The sequence below is a fragment of the Nonomuraea sp. NPDC050786 genome, assembly GCF_040654115.1.
Taxonomy (GTDB): Bacteria; Actinomycetota; Actinomycetes; order Streptosporangiales; family Streptosporangiaceae; genus Nonomuraea.
This window is the reverse complement of the sequence record NZ_JBFAHJ010000032.1, coordinates 11,770-26,778: the sequence shown is the minus strand read 5'-3', so window position 1 is coordinate 26,778 and position 15,009 is coordinate 11,770. Positions and strand designations below refer to the sequence as shown.

The following is a 15,009-nucleotide window of genomic DNA, read 5'->3' as shown; positions in this document are numbered from 1 at the left end:
CGTGTCATCACCGTGGTCGTCTGCCGCGTGGGTCACGCTCGCGGCGGACGACCGCCTTCCTTCCCTTGATCGTGGTGCGCTTGAGCGCGGCGATCACGTCGTCGGCCGCGGCCTGCGGCACCTCCACCAGCGAGAACCGGTCAGCGATCTCGATCGCGCCGATGTCGCGCCCGCTCAGGCCCGACTCCCCGGCTATCGCGCCGACCAGATCCTGCGGCCGGATCCCCGCGCTGCGGCCCAGGCCGAAGAAGAGGCGCGCCATCCCACCCCCGGGGGCGCGGCCGTACCGCCCGCCGGCCGGGGCGCCCTCCCTCCGCCCTCGCCGATCGTCCGCGATCCGCGGGGCCACCTCGGGAATCTCCTGCTCGTCGAGCGTGGCCCCGCCGGCCTCGTGCGCGAGCTTGACGGCGGCGAGCGCCACCTCCATGAGATCGAACTCGTCGGCGAGCGACTCCACCACGACGTGGAACGGCTCCAGGTCGTCCTGGAGCAGGCATTCCTCCAGCGCGGCACGGGTCAGCTCCATCCGGCGCGCCCGCAGGTCGGCGACGGTGGGCAGCCGCTCCACCGGGATCCGCTGGTTGGTCACCCGTTCGATCGCCTTGAGCATGCGGTGCTCGCGCGGCTCCACCAGGGTCAGCGCGACCCCTTCGCGGCCGGCGCGGCCCACTCTGCCGATGCGGTGCACGTACGCCTCGGGGGCGGAGGGGACGTTGTAGTTGACGACGTGGGTCAGTTGTTCGACGTCGAGGCCCCGCGCGGCCACGTCGGTCGCGACGAGCAGGTCGGCGGTCCCCGCCCGCAGCCGTGACATCACCCGGTCGCGCTGCTCCTGCTCCATCCCGCCGTGCAGGGCCTCGGCACGGTAGCCGCGGGCGTTCATGGTCTCCGTGAGGTGATCGACCTCTTCACGGGTGCGGCAGAAGACGATCGCGGCCGCCGGCGCCTCGATGTCGAGAAGACGCCCGAGCGCCGCCGGTTTGTGCGCCCTGGCGACCAGGTACGCGCTCTGCTCCACCAGCGGCGTCGCCTCGCGCCCCGCCGCGGCCGCGTGCCCCATCTCTATCCGGACCGGGTCACGCAGGTGACGGCGGGCGATCCCGTCGATGCGCGGCGGAAGCGTCGCGGAGAACAGCACGGTCTGGCGGTCTTCGGGGGTCTCCGCGAGGATCGCCTCGATGTCGTCGGCGAAGCCCATGTCGAGCATCTCGTCCGCCTCGTCCAGGACGACGGTGCGCAACCTCTCCAGGTCGAGCGTCCCCCTGCCGATGTGGTCGAGGGCCCGTCCCGGTGTCGCCACCACGACGTCCACCCCGCGCTTGAGCGCCTGCAACTGCCGGCCGATGGGCGCTCCGCCGTAGATCGGCAGCACGCGGGCGCCCAGGATGCGGCCGTACCGGTGGAACGCCTCCGACACCTGAACGGCCAGCTCACGGGTGGGCACCAGCACCAGCGTCGCCGGCCCGGCGCCATCACCAGGGGGCGGCATGCGCTGAAGCACGGGCAGCGCGAACGCCGCGGTCTTGCCCGTGCCCGTCGCCGCCTGCCCGAGCAGATCACTCCCCTGGACCAACGGCGGGATCGCCGCTCTCTGGATCGGCGTGGGCTCTTCGTAGCCCAGATCGGACAGCACGTCAAGGAGCTCGGCTCGGAGCCCCAGATCGGCGAAGGTGACCTCGCCGTCGGTCTCATTCATGGTCATGCATCCCCACCGTACGCAATACCGCAGGTCTACCCTTGCCAAGGGCCGGAGAACATCAGGCCATGAGGGCTTCGCCGAGCGGGCGGGTGGACGCGATGGCGTCCACCCGCCCGGTTCTCTTAGGGGTGACGCCACTTCTCGTAGGTGTCGATGGCCTTGCCGAGCAGGGCCATCTTCTCGGTGAACCAGACGTTCTCGGCGCCTGTCGGCGGCCGGTTGGAGTCGACGTACTGGTAGCCGAGGTTGGAGAACATGGCGACGATGTAGGTGCGGCCTCCCTTGCCGGGCAGGGCCTTGACGATGCCCGCGTCGGCGCCGGAGTTGTTCACCCAGCCGTTCTTGTGGGCGAACGTCACCTCGGCCGCGTCATTGCACGGCCGCACGTCGTGGCCGTACGCGACGCCCTCGCCGGGGATGCTCACGGTGCCGTCGGCGCCGATCCAGCGCGACGGGGTGAGCTGCGGGATGCCCTGGGCGGGATAGGTGGCCCCGCACCAGTTGGTGGTCGACAGGGTGATGTTCATGCCCTGGTCGGCGAGCTTGCTCTTGAAGAACTCCCGGGAGGCCGGGCTCAGCACGGCGGCGGTGACCGCGGTGCCGCCGGGCGCCGTCCACAGGGTGCCCAGGCCGCCGTTGACCAGCATGAGCAGCTTGGCCGTGTCGAGGGAGCTCATGGTGACGGGGTTGCCCCAGCGGGCGCCGTTGGCCGGGTTGGTGTTCTTCAGCTGCAGCGTCTCCAGGCCCAGGTCCTGGAAGGTCTGGTTCAGGCCGTCGACCGCGCCGTGGTCGTGCAGCAGCTTGACCATGGCGCAGGAGGCGGCGTTCGACGACCAGGTGAGCGAGGCGTCGAGGTAGTTGCGGACCGTGTTGCTGCTGGCCGGCCCGCAGAGCGAGCTGATCGTCGTGGGCTGGTAGGCGTAGGTGTCGTCGAGCGAGATCTCGCCCTTGTCCACCAGCCGCAGCACCCCGAAGGCCACCATGAGCTTCAGCACGGAGGCGGGGTACGGCAGCATGAAGTCGATGGAGGCGTTCTCCCGTCCCGCCACCACGTCGATGCTGCCCTGGCCATGGTTGGCGTACCAGCCGGCGTCGTCCCACTGCCGCCAGCGCACGTCGGTGGTGTGCAGGTTGCGGTCCACCGGCACGATCTTCCCGTCCGGGTACTGCGGGCTCATCAGCACGGTGCCGGAGGAGACAGGACGGCCGAGCCAGTTCAGCTCGATGACCGTCAGGTCGATCTGCGGCTGCTGCGAGATCGGCTGGGCGGCGGCGGCCGCGGCCTTCAGGTCCGCCCGCTGCGGCGGCTTGACCGCCTCCTTGTCGACGTCGTTCTGCCGCAGCGCGTTGAGCTCGGCCGCGCTCGTCGGCGGGTCGGTGTCCAGGACCTGCTCGAACTGTAACCGGTCGATGGTCTGCCGCAGGTGCTGCGCGAGTGGGGAGCCGGCTTCCGCCGCGGCTGCCTGGGGCGGCGCGACGAGGCCACCGAGCAGGACGGCGCCGGCGGCGAGACCGGCGAGACCTCGATGTCGGTTTCTGGATCTTGTTGTAGTCACCCGCGTCACTGTAGCCAGAATGATCTAGGGAAGGCCGCCGGTTCGAGAGATTTCGAGGTGATATCCGGTGGAATTTCCGGCGCCGGTCCGGAAGCCTGGCCCTCGGCCATCAGGCCGGGACGACAACACGCTCGGACCCCAGGAAGGCGCATCCGATGACACAGACCACCTCCCATCGCCCGGCCGACCTCCCCGACCTGCTGGTGGAGGGCCACCCTTTCCGGCAGTGGAAGACCTGGCAGATTCCCGGCACCACATTCACGCTCACCGGCTACTCCCGGGCGAACGACAAGACCTTTTTCCACATACCGGAGCTGCGGTGCGCCCTGGACGCCGGACTGTGCGAGGGACGGCAGCCCGAGACGGTCTTCCTGACGCACACGCACCATGACCACTCCAAGGACCTGGACTATCTGGCCTCCAGGCCGTCCGGCGCCGACATCTACGTACCGGCCGAGGCGCTGCCCTATGTGGAGGCTTATCTGCGTGCCTCCGCCGAGTTGAATCACGCGGCCGCATACGATCCCGCGCTGGCCCCGGCCGGTCGCGTGCACGGCGTCCGGCCCGGCGACGAATTCACCTTCGGTTCCCGCGGCCACCACGTCCGCGTGGTGCGGTGCGAGCACAAGGTGCCCTGCGTGGGCTATGCCTTCTCCGCGACCGGCAAAGAGCTGCTGCCCGAATTCCAGGAGCTCCGGCGTACCCTCACCGAGGCGGGACGCGGCGCGGAGTTCGGCCGCGTCATCGCCCGCAAACGGCAGGAAGGCGTGGCGGTCGACCGGCAGGTACGCCGCCCCCTCTTCGCCTTCCTCGGCGATACGCACGTGTCGGTGTTCGAGCGGAATCCGTGGCTGTTCACCTATCCGGTCGTCATCACCGAGTGCACCTTTCTGTACGACAGTGAGCTGCCCCGCGCCGACCGGGTCGGGCACACGGTCTGGAGCCGGCTCAAGCCCGTGGTCGAGGCGCACCCGGACACGCTCTTCGTCCTGACCCACTTCAGCCTGCGCCACTCCGATCAGGAGGTGCACGACTTCTTCCAGCGCGAGGGGCACGACAACGTCCTGGCCTGGGCGCACCCGGAGAGCCGGCTGCCCGAGCAGCACCAGTCCACGGCGTGATGCCGCCGTATCCCGTCAGGTGGTCCTGTCGAGGAAGCGCGGCACGTCGCGGTGCCAGCCGGGGACGTCAAGCTTGTTCAACGCCGTGACGATCTCGCGCTCCTCGTAGGCGAAGTGCGACTCCATGATCGCGGCCAGCCCGTCCAGCTCGCCCCGCACTCTTCGGACCTCGTCCGGTCCGACCGCCGCGTCGAAGCCCTCGACCAGCTCGGCGACCCGGTCGAGGATGCCCTCGATCGCCGTGTGGTCCTGCTGCAGCTTCAGCAGTACGGGTGCGAGCTCGGGGAACCGGACGGCCAGCGCGGGAAAGGCCGTGTCGTCCTCACCGGTGTGATGCCTGGTCAGGGCCGTGCAGAAGGCCAGGCAGTGGACGCGCAGCTCGCTCTGCGGGGGTGTGGCGGCGGACAGATCATCCCGGAGCCGGTCAAGCTGCTCGCGTAGCCAGTCGTGAACGTTGATCAATTCGAGGCCGAAGGCGGCCAGGCGGTCTTGAGTGCTCATGCGTCCACCATCATGACAGCAGGGGAAGCGCCTCGAAGACGTGCTCCTGCCACAGGCGGCGCGAGATCTCCTCGGGGTACGCCGTGACCGACGGCGGCGCGTCGAAGACCCGCGTCACGCGCTGCCGGGAGTCGTACGCGGGCCAGCCCGGGTCGCCCGAGGTCGCGAAAGAGGTCCAGGCCGTGCGCATCTGGGACGTCAGCTCGCGGGCCTCGGCGATGTGGTCGGGGCCGATGACCGCCGGGCCCAGGTGGGCGTCGTAGGTGCCGAACAGCAGCGGGCCGTCCAGGCCGTGGCAGGCGCCCAGCGCTCCCCCCATGCCCGGGGACTGCCAGGCCAGCTCGTACAGGTACGCCCGTCCGCCTCCGGCAGCCTGCGCCTCGGCCAGGTGCAGCACCGGCATGCTGAACAGCCAGTCGCTCTTCACGCGTTCGTAGAGCTCCTCGGCGGACGCGTCCGGGAAGGCCGCGCGGTAGGCCCGCTCGCCGTCCTCGCCGGGGCCGAAGTGGCGCAGCGCCTCCGCCGCCTGCTCCTCGGTGATCTTGCCGAGCTCTCCGGAGAGCAGGAGGAACGTGCGGTACTCGTCGCGGTTGTGACCGATGACCAGCTCCACGTCCCGTCCCGCGCCGGCCGCCAGTGCCTGCCAGGGCGCGGCAGGCAGCACCTCGCCGTCGACGACCGGCGAGAAGGGGGTGAGCGTGAGCGCGAAGGAGCCCCAGCGCTCCTCGTACTGCCGCATCTTCGACCCCAGCGCCTGCCCGGCCGCCGGCAGTTCCCGCGGATCCACACCGGCCAGGTCCCCGGCCGTCGGACACAGGCCCGCCTCGGCCGCGATGGCCGCCGCGACGTCCCTGGCCAGCGCGTCGGAGAGGAACGTGCCCGGCACGCTCTGCCCGACGGCCCGCCGGAACAGCCCCGCCGCGCTCGGCATGGCCATCAGCGCGGCGATGGACCCGGCGCCGGCCGAGTCACCGAGCACGGTCACCTGGCCGGGGTCGCCGCCGAACGCCGTGATGTTCTCGCGCACCCACTCCAGGGCGGCGACCTGGTCGAGCAGGCCGCGGTTGGCGGGCGCGCCGTCGAGGCGGGCGAAGCCCTCGATGCCGAGGCGGTAGTTCAGCGACACGAACACCACGTCGCCCTCGCGGGCGATGTGCCGGCCGTCGTAACCGGGACTGCCGGAGAAGCCCAGCTTGTAGGCGCCGCCGTGGATCCACACCATCACCGGGCGGCGGGCGGCCGGGTCGGGGTCGGGCGTCCAGACGTTGACGGTCAGCCAGTCGTCGCCCGCCCCCATGAGGAAGTCCCCGCCGCCGCGGCCGGCCATCTGCGCGTCCTGCGGGGCCGGCGGGCCGAAGGCGTGCGCCTCCCGTACGCCGTCCCAGCCGCGCACGGGCCCGGGCGCCTGGAAGCGGGCCTCGCCGACCGGGGGCGCGGCGTACGGGATGCCGCGGAAGACGGCCAGGCCGCCCTCCGCGCGCCCGCGCACCACACCTGCGGCGGTACGGACCTCGGGGTCGCGGGACTCGACTGCGGACATCGGCGGCTCCTCACTACGTGGCGCGACCCTACCTGTGGGCAGCGGCCTCAGGGTGCGGACGGTGGGCTGGTGTCAGGACTGTGGGCGGGTGTCAGGACTGTGGGCGGGCGTCCTCGTAGAGGGCCGCCAGCAGTGGCCGGGTCAGGGCGGCCATCTCGGCGGGCGAGCACGGGCATCCGTGCTGGAGCCAGTCCGTGGCGACGCCGATGAGCGCGCCCGCGGTGAACGCGGCGGGCACGTCATGCGGAACGCCGCCCGCGTAGTCGGCGGGCGATGGCCCGTCGCCTCCGGTGGCGGCGCGGCGGGCGCCGACGTAGGCCGCGACGGTGGCGCGGCGGCGTACGTGGTCGATGACGCGCGCACTCCCCTGCGCCCCGAGCACGCTGCGGTAGAGCCCGGCGTGCTCGTCGAGGTGGGCGAAGAAGGTCAGCAGGGTGTCGGTGCTCTCTTCCTGGGTGCCGGGATCGGGGATGGCGTCGATCAGGTCGTCGATCATCGCCGTGCAGGCCGCCTCGGCCAGCTCGTGCACGTCGCGGTAGTGGTCGTAGAACGTGGACCGGCTCACCCCGGCGCGTTCGGCGACGTCGGCGACGCTGACCCGGGACAGGTCGCGCTCCTGGACCAGCTCGATCAGCGTGCGCCGCAGGGCGGCCTGCGTGCGGCGCACCCGCGGGTCGTTCAGATCGCTGTTTCTGTCTCTGGGGAGGGCCACGCCTCAGTGTACTGTGCCCTACATCCGTAGGTTAGCCTACGCGTGTAGGGTAGTTAAGGATCACCCGCCATGGGGGACATTCGTGACCGCTGACTCCGCTGAGACGCTCCAGATCACCCGCACCTGCCCGTACGCCCCGCCGGAGCAGCACCTTCGCTTCCTGCGCGAGCAGCCGGTCGTCAAGGTCGCGCTGCCGAGGGGTTCGGCGGCCTGGGTGACCGCCCGCTATGAGGACATCCGCACGGTCCTGAGCGACCCCCGCTTCACCGCCGACCGCCGCCACCCCAGCGCGCCCAGGCTGAACGGCGAGACGGGGCCGGGCGAGTCGCCGTTCCCGAAGACGATGCTCGAGATGGACCCGCCCGAGCACGGTCAGGCCCGTCGCGCCGTGGTCGGGGAGTTCACCGTCAGGCGCATGGCGGCGCTGCGGCCGCGTATCCAGCAGATCGTGGACGAGCACCTCGACGCCATGCTGGCCGGCCCGCGCCCGGTCGACCTGGTGCGGGCGCTGGCGCTGCCGGTGCCCTCGCTGGTGATCTGCGAACTGCTCGGCGTGCCTTACGACGACCACGACTTCTTCCAGACGCACTCCGCGCAGTTGCTGAACCGCACCATCACGCAGCAGGAGCGGCAGCACGCCTCCCTCGAGCTGGCCATCTACCTGGACAAGCTGATCAGGGCCAAGGAGGACGACCCCACCGACGACCTGCTCGGCCGCCAGGTGATCAAGCAGCGTGAGACCGGCGCCGTGGACCGTGGCACACTGCTCAGCCTGGCGTTCCTGCTGCTGATCGCCGGGCACGAGACCACCGCGAACATGATCTCGCTGGGCACGTACATGCTGCTGCGGCACCCCGACGCGCTGGCCGCGCTGCGCGAGGACCCGGCCAAGGCGCCAGGCGCGGTCGAGGAGCTCCTGCGGCACTTCACCATCGCGGAGTTCGCGATGGCGCGGGTGGCCCTCGAGGACGTGGAGCTCGGCGGCACGGTCATCCCCGCCGGAGAAGGCGTGCTCATGCTGGCGAACGCCGGAAACCGCGACCCGGAGGTGTTCGCCGACGCCGACGCGTTCGACATCGAGCGCGACGCCCGCAGCCACCTGGCGTTCGGCTACGGCCCGCACCAGTGCCTGGGCCAGAACCTGGCCCGCGTGGAGCTGGAGATCGTCTTCAACACGCTGTTCCGGCGGATCCCCGGGCTGCGGCTGGCCGTCCCCGCCGAGCAGCTCGAGTTCAAGGACGACGCCACCGTCTACGGCATGCACGAGCTGCCCGTCACCTGGTGACGCCTCAGGTCTCGCGCCGCCTGTTCACGGCGATCACGCCGGCACTGTGCAGGCTGGCCAGCAAGGTCCACTCGTCGGCCGGGTCCAGCCACACCTGGAGGTCCGCGGGCCCCGACGGCCTCGGCAGCGCCCCGGCCGGCTCGTAGAAGGTCGAGACCAGGACCAGCGGCACCGGCGCCTCCCATCGGGCGGGCGCCGGCGGTTCGTGCCGGCCGCCGAGGAGCACGGCGCGCTCCACCTCGCCGCAGCCGTCGAGCAGCGGGCCGGCCGCGAGCTGGGCCTGCAACCTGACCTGCGCGTCCATGGCGAGGCGGACCCGCGCCGTCATCCGCTCGTCGTCGGTGGCGAGCGCGTCGTAACCGGGGACGAGCATCCCGACCAGCTCGGCGGGCTCGTCGGCGTAGCCGCGGTGGTCTCCGCCCGCGTAGATCATCTCGTAGCGGTACGGCCGGCCGTCGCCTCTGCGCGGTGCGACCGGCGGCGACTCCATCGCTGAGGTGTTGCGGAGGATCACGGTCACTGGTCGGCATCCCGTTCCGTGGTGAGGTCGTTCGGCGCCGTCATGCCCCGCGCACCCAGCGCGTGGCGGCGTACAGGGCGGTGAGCTGCTCCTTGTCGGCGGCCCGCCAGAACAGCTCGTCCACCAGGCTGCGGAAGGAGAGGCTGCCCGGCTCGGTGAGGTCGAGCGCGGCGCCCAGGTCGCGGAGCCCGGCGTGGGTGCCCAGCCGGTCACGCCGGCCCATGTTGGGCAGATCGCCCAGCGGCGCGTTGCGGAGCACCGCCTCGACCAGTGCGATCGACACCTTCGTCTGGGCCTGGATCACGGCCGCGTCGAGCGAGCCGTCCCACAGCCGGAACTCGACGTGGTCTTTCGAGGTGCCTTTCATGCCCGCCATGTTCACCGCGACCTTGCGGTTGCTGTTGGAGTTCCGCGTCGGTCCCATCGACTCGTAGCCGGCCGCGGGCCGCTGGTTGGGCCGGCAGTACTGGAGGCCCCGGTGGCTCTCCCGCTCCGGGTTGTGCCCGAGTCTGAACAGTGTGTCGGAGTGATGGTCCACGTACTCCAGCATGCCGGTGTAGTGCTCCACGATGTGGTCGTAGTCGTGCGTGCTCACGTGCACGTGCCCGCCGGTCGAGACGGTGGCCGTGCCGCCGTGCGCTCGGATGATCTCGCAGGCGATGCGGAGGTTCTCCCACGTCGCCGGCTCGTCGTACAGGATGGGCGAGATCAGCTCGCCCGCGACCGTGCCGTCCTTCTCCAGCCTCCAGAGGCCGCGCCCGCCGTTCTTTCCCGAGCGGTAACCCTGTCCCTGCATGGTGTGGTACGAGTGCACCTGGGCGTCACTGGTCAGACCGGCCTCGTGCAGGGCACGGGCGATGGCCTCCAGCCCCTGGCGGGAGGCGGGACCCGGCAGGTCGAACTCGAGCTCCAGCCCGAACCCGCGCCCGCCGTCCCGGGCGCCCAGGGACGCCGTGGCGTTCTCCACCATGTACGGGATCACCGGCTCTCCTCTGGACGCGCGGTCCAGCGCCTGCTCGTAGGCCCTCCGGAACGCCGCGAAGTCCCGCGTGAAGGAGACCTCGGGCAGCTCCGGCCGGCGCTGCCATGCCTGGGCCCGGGCCTCCAGCGAGGCGACCCGTTCCTGCGCCGCCACGGCCGGCGCGTCGCTGCCGGCGAACCGGGACAGGGCGCGGCGCATGCGTGGGTGGGCCTGCTGATACGCCTGCTGCGCCTCGGCGTGCTCGCGGATCGCGGCCTGCCGGGCGTCCCGGACGGTCGAGGGGGAGAGATCGTGCAGGCCCGGCGGGACCTCCGGTGTGCCCGGTGGCCGGCCGATCGGGGCGTTCCCGGTCAGGGCGTCGATCACCTGACGCCGGTCGACCGGTCCGAAGAGGTCGAAGCCGGCCCGCTGGGCCTCGGCCGCCCGCTGCGCCAGCCGTTCGACGGAATGGTCGAGACCCGCCTCTCCCGCCAGCCGGCGCAGCGGATCGAACACCCACAGCCGGGACGGCGCATCCGACCCGGTGATCTCGGCGAGACGGGAAAGGGCTCGCGCCTCGTCGTCGCTCGGATGCGTGATGTCGCGCTCGGCCGCGATCCGCAGCCCGTCCCAGAGATGCGGATCTCGCGCCCGGTGGGCGTGGAGGAGGCCGGTGAGCTCACGGGGGCCGCTCGCGTGCGCGAGGTCGGCGCCGTGCGCCAGCGCGTCCTCGGCCAGGCGTACGAGCTGCTCGACCGAGCGCCCTTGGCCGACGTCGCCGGCCAGGCGTTCCAGCGGCGGGACGGCGCGCTCGGCACCCGTGCTGGTGCGTGAGGCGTGCTCGTCCAGGAGCGCGACCAGACGTGCCGTCGCGTCGCCGGGATCGGCCAGGGAGTGCCGCTCCGCGAGCAGCACGCCGTCCCACAGGTACGGGTCCTCCTGCCGGAACCGGTCCATGCCCGCGTGGAACGCCGCCTCCCCGCTCGTCCCACCGGGCAGGTAGCCGTTCTCGTGGGCCGCCCGGACGACCGGGAGCAGTTGCGCGGTGTCGCGGATGCCGTGCCGCTCCATCACCGGTCTGACGAAGTCCCTGGCGCTCCGGTAGGTGACCGGCTCCTTCATCATGTGGACCAGGAGCCCGACCGTGCGTGCCTGCGCGGCGGTCACGTCATGGAGGGAGAACAGGGTGTGGTGCCGCTGCCCCGCCCAGCGATGGGGGTCCGCCTCCATGCTCCTCTTGAGAATATCGGTCAGCCCCGCACGGTCGGTCGCGCTGTCGGGGGCCAGGCCATGCCGCCGGGCGTCGCCGTAGAGGTCGACCAGGGCGTCGACATCACGGCCCAGGCCGAGTTCGGCCGCGATCTCGGGGAGGGCCCTTCGCGGATCATGCCACTGGATGATCCGGCTCATGGCTGCCAGGGCTCTGGCCGTCGTGTCGCCCTGGTCGAGCACGGGCAGCTGGTCCACCAGCCGCCGGCCTTCCGCCAGGAGCTCCTCATCGCTGCCGTCCCGGCGCTCGTTGCCGGGCGTCCAGCGGTGGACGATCGCCGCGGCCTCGGCGAAGTTCCGTGGCCGCGGATCAGCTATCGGCGAGTACTCGCCGGGAATGTCCGGAGGCGTTCCCAGGGGACGTGCGGCCGGACCCGGGGGCGTCGGGTCTGGGGCGGGCGGCCGGCCGCCACCGGTGCCGGAGTCCGTCAGGACGCGTTCGAGCTCCGCACGCACGCTGGGCCACGATCGGGCGAGGTCGGGATGGAGATTGAGGCGCGGCACCTCCTCCAGCGGCACCCAGGCGTTGTCGAGGGACTCGCGCGACGCGGGCCACACGTCGGCCAGGTGCGCCATCTCGCCGATGACGGTGTCGAACGCCCAGCCGCCGTGATCGTCGTGGTGCACTCCCCGTACGTTCACCTCGCGCGGGTCCAGCCTGTTCTCCTCGGCCGCCTCGCGGAGGCCCGCCTCGACCGGGTCCTCGCCGCTGTGGCGGGCGCCGCCGGGCAGTCCCCACGTACCACCGTGATGCGTCTCCATGGAGCGGAGCTGCATGAGGACGTGGACCTCGCCGCCTGGGGGGCGGTGGAAGGCCAGCAGGCCCGACCCGCCTTCGGTCCCCCAGTGCCGGTGCCCTTGCTCGCAGTACGTCCACCCGTCGCCGGGCTTCGAGAGCTGCCAGCCGGGCGGTATGTCGGACATAGTGGGATCGGGCGCGCTGACGTGCGGCGGCCGCAGCACGGTGACCTCGCCGGGCGTGGCGAGCACGACGAACTCGTTGAGCGGCAGCTGGCCCATCCCCGTCCACGGGGTGGACAGCACCTGGGAGGCGGGGATGACCCCCGCCATGACCGCCCCGTCCCCCAGGCCGGTGTACCGCTTGGCGACCCCGGGCATGGCGCTCCAGGACTGCAACGGCAGCCCCGGCGGGGCCGGCACGACGTCGCCGTTCGCGGCGTCCGCCAGAGCGGGGACCGGATGGAACGGGTCGAGCGTCATCCCCCGGTAGAGCACCAGCTCCTCGATGCCGCGGCGGCCCAGCTCGCGCTGCGTCTCCGCGTACTGCTGCCGGAGGAAGTCGCGCAGCATGTCGCCGCTGCGGGCGTGGACCGCCCTGGCGGTCGTGCTGCGGCTCGGAGAGCCGTACGTCTCCAGGTCGAGGATCCCGGTCAGCCCGAACTCGTCGCGCGCGGCCATGTGCATGGCCAGCCGCTCCGGCAGCATCTCGCCGGCGCCGTAGCCCCATGTTCTCAGGAGCTCTTCGACGGCCAGCCGCCTCGCTATGCGGAGCGCTTCGGGTGAGTCGAACGGTATCTGGCGGATGATCCGGCGTTGCGTGTCCGAGAACCTGAGAGAGCCTTCCACGAAGGACTGGATGGAGTTCCGCTCGACCGCCTGCCAGGTCCGCACGGTTCTTCCCACGGCTTTGACCTCACTCAGGACGAGATAGCTCCCGGGGTCGCCGACCGCCTGACGCAGGGGCTGCTTGCGCCCGACGCCGAGCATGTCCCTCGTCGAGGAGTCCATCGTGTCCATCAGCGTCTTCACCGTCGTGGTGTAGGCGGCCTCCCAGGCGGCGCCGCTGATGGGGTCGTACTGGCCGTCCCGGCTGAGCAGGTCCGCCACCCGTCTCGTCACCGGCTCGATCCGGCGAGGGTCCTCCGGAAGTGCGGCGGTGCGAGCCGCGGGCACGTCCGGGCCGCCCTGAAGGCTCGTACGCCAGGCGTCCGGAGCGTGGGGTGCCCCCTGCTCGGAGGAGTGCGGGTGGGCGGCCGCCGTCGCGTCGGGGATCGGATGCACGGGCAGCGCGTCGTAGGGCCGGTCCCCGTGACTGAGGTGACTGGTCGCCGGGCGGGCGCCGGACGGGCCCGCCACGGGCTCCGGGGCCTGTCCCGTCAGGGCCTGCTCCAGGGGCGTCTCCGGGAGCGCCGATGTCCGCGTCTCCGGCGTGGTGCCGTGGTCGCGTGGCGCGTGAGGCGCAGGGGCGCCTGCGGGAGACTGCTCTGGTGGTTCGGGCCTGCTGTGGGCAGTTGATCCCGGTTCGGCCGTTTCGGGAGCCTCAGGCCGCTGTTCGGCGGCTTCCTTGGGAGCCTCAGGCCGCTGTTCGGCGGCTGCTTTGGGAGGCTCATCGGCCCTCTGGGCGTGCTGCTCTGGCGTGCCGACGTCATAAGGCGTCGTGCTGATGGTCGCCGGAACGGTGGCCGGCAGCAGGGAACCGCGGCTGAGCCTGCTCGAAACCGGCGGAGAGGCGGGGGCGGCTTCACCGGTCGGGGTTCGCTCGGCAGGGAGGCCCTGCGGGGGTCGCGCCGGGGTTCCGCCGTGGCCCGCCCTGTCGCCGACCGGGCCGGGCAGGAGCGTGTCGTGGCGACGGGTGACCTCACCCATGATCACCGGACTCGGGTACGGCTGGAGCAGCACGTCGCCCGCTTGGGACTGGTCACGGTCGGTCGAGGTGTCGGCGTCGCCGTGCTCCTCGGGCCGGGAGTGCTCCACCAGCGCAGTCGCGTCGTGGTCGGCAGCCGGTGGGGTGTGGTCGCCGGGGCTCCCGGGCCGGTGCGGCTCGAGGGCTCGGGGATCCGCCGGGGGCGGCCCATCGGGTGAGTGCGGAGGATCGGCGTGGGGGGCCTCCAGAAGGGGTGAATCGCCGAGCTCCGCGACCGCCCGCATCGGGACGAAGCTCACCCGTGCCGAGGCCGGGATGTCGAGGCCGCCCGCGACGCCGGAGATGAAGGTGTAGGCCAGGTGTTCGGCGTCGAGCTGCCCGCTGAGTGCCAGGCCGGGGACGGCGCCGGCGGTGCCCGCCACTCCGCCCAGCAGCGCCTGGCCGTACATGCTCTGTGTGATCGCCACGACCCTGTCACGCACGGCCAGCTCGGCCTCCGAGGCGACGTACACCATCGGCCGGCTCAGCAGGCGCGAAAGGCCCGCGTTGGCGCCGGCGAACAGGGCGCCGGTCAGTGCCCCGCTGCCGAGTGACATCGCCAGCGACTCGAGGTCGAAGTCGCCCGCCTCGCGAGCCCCCCAGATCTGCTGCGCCACCTGCACGCCGAAGTCCAGGCCACCCGAGATCGCGGCGAACTTCACCATGTTGACGAGGACGAGCCGCTTGACCGTCTCGATCCTCACCTGGGTCAGCACCGTGTGGTGCTGGATCAGCCTGAGGACGGCCGGGCCGTTGACGTAGATCCAGACCAGGAGTCGGACGATCATCACGCCGAGCAGCGCCAGCGAGGCATAGATCATCCACTCGGTCTGCTGCATCCGCACGCCGTGCCGGCGCAGGGACGCGGACTCCTCCCGGAGCGCCTGCCCCAGCCGGTCGATCAGCGCCTCCGCGGAGGGGCGGCCGGCGGCCTCCGCCTCCCCGCCCAGCGCGGCGAACGCCTGCTCGAACGCCTCCTTGGCGGGGCCCTGCCATTCCCAGCCGCGCAGCATGCGTACGACGGCGTGGGCGTCCTCCGCCTTGATCTTCGCCAGCAGATCCGCCAGGTGCTCCAGCGTCTCCGCCTCGGCGATGATCCCGCCGACGTCGGCGTCCGGGATCGCACCGCCCGCCAACGGCTGCGCCAGCGGCTTCACCACGTCGGGCACCAGGTTGAGATCGAGCCCCATCAGACTGTCCT

Annotated in this window: 9 protein-coding genes; 2 read left to right on the top strand and 7 right to left on the bottom strand. The window is 71.8% G+C overall.

Features of this window, described 5'->3' with window-relative positions; genetic code table 11:
- Window positions 1-7: 7 nt before the first annotated feature.
- Both AB0H84_RS41550 and AB0H84_RS41545 read right to left on the bottom strand, forming a co-directional pair.
- Entirely contained in the window at window positions 8-1,702 is a 1,695-nt protein-coding gene (locus AB0H84_RS41550; RefSeq protein ID WP_357617301.1) for a DEAD/DEAH box helicase, read from the bottom strand.
- Between the two features lie 119 nt (window positions 1,703-1,821).
- The gene (locus AB0H84_RS41545; RefSeq protein WP_357617299.1) at window positions 1,822-3,255 is read right to left on the bottom strand and encodes a serine hydrolase; all 1,434 of its coding nucleotides are present in this window, start codon (window positions 3,253-3,255) and stop codon (window positions 1,822-1,824) included.
- Window positions 3,256-3,410: 155 nt separating this feature from the next.
- Here AB0H84_RS41545 and AB0H84_RS41540 point away from each other — a divergent pair, with 155 nt between their 5' ends.
- Window positions 3,411-4,376 carry an MBL fold metallo-hydrolase gene (locus AB0H84_RS41540; RefSeq protein ID WP_357617297.1) on the top strand — a complete coding sequence of 322 codons (966 nt, stop codon included), beginning with the start codon at window positions 3,411-3,413 and terminating at the stop codon, window positions 4,374-4,376.
- 15 nt (window positions 4,377-4,391) lie between these two features.
- Here AB0H84_RS41540 and AB0H84_RS41535 read toward each other — a convergent pair whose 3' ends face one another.
- The 3 genes from AB0H84_RS41535 to AB0H84_RS41525 form a co-directional block, all read right to left on the bottom strand.
- Window positions 4,392-4,877 (bottom strand): hemerythrin domain-containing protein, encoded by a 486-nt coding sequence (locus tag AB0H84_RS41535; protein ID WP_357617295.1) that lies wholly within the window; start codon window positions 4,875-4,877, stop codon window positions 4,392-4,394.
- A gap of 10 nt (window positions 4,878-4,887) precedes the next feature.
- The gene (locus AB0H84_RS41530; protein ID WP_357617293.1) at window positions 4,888-6,417 is read right to left on the bottom strand and encodes a carboxylesterase family protein; all 1,530 of its coding nucleotides are present in this window, start codon (window positions 6,415-6,417) and stop codon (window positions 4,888-4,890) included.
- 91 nt (window positions 6,418-6,508) lie between these two features.
- Window positions 6,509-7,129, bottom strand: coding sequence for a TetR/AcrR family transcriptional regulator (locus AB0H84_RS41525; protein WP_357617291.1), 621 nt, complete (start codon window positions 7,127-7,129; stop codon window positions 6,509-6,511).
- An 82-nt stretch (window positions 7,130-7,211) separates the two neighbouring features.
- On the opposite strand from AB0H84_RS41525, the gene AB0H84_RS41520 reads away from it, so the two are divergent.
- Window positions 7,212-8,414: a cytochrome P450 gene (locus AB0H84_RS41520; protein ID WP_357617289.1), complete on the top strand. Its 1,203-nt coding sequence runs from the start codon at window positions 7,212-7,214 to the stop codon at window positions 8,412-8,414.
- A 4-nt stretch (window positions 8,415-8,418) separates the two neighbouring features.
- On the opposite strand, the gene AB0H84_RS41515 is transcribed toward AB0H84_RS41520, so the two are convergent.
- Together AB0H84_RS41515 and AB0H84_RS41510 are read right to left on the bottom strand one after the other, a co-directional pair.
- Window positions 8,419-8,934, bottom strand: coding sequence for a hypothetical protein (locus AB0H84_RS41515; protein ID WP_357617286.1), 516 nt, complete (start codon window positions 8,932-8,934; stop codon window positions 8,419-8,421).
- Between the two features lie 40 nt (window positions 8,935-8,974).
- Complete coding sequence (locus AB0H84_RS41510) at window positions 8,975-14,998, bottom strand: NUDIX domain-containing protein (RefSeq protein WP_357617284.1); 6,024 nt, start codon at window positions 14,996-14,998, stop codon at window positions 8,975-8,977.
- Window positions 14,999-15,009: the final 11 nt, after the last annotated feature.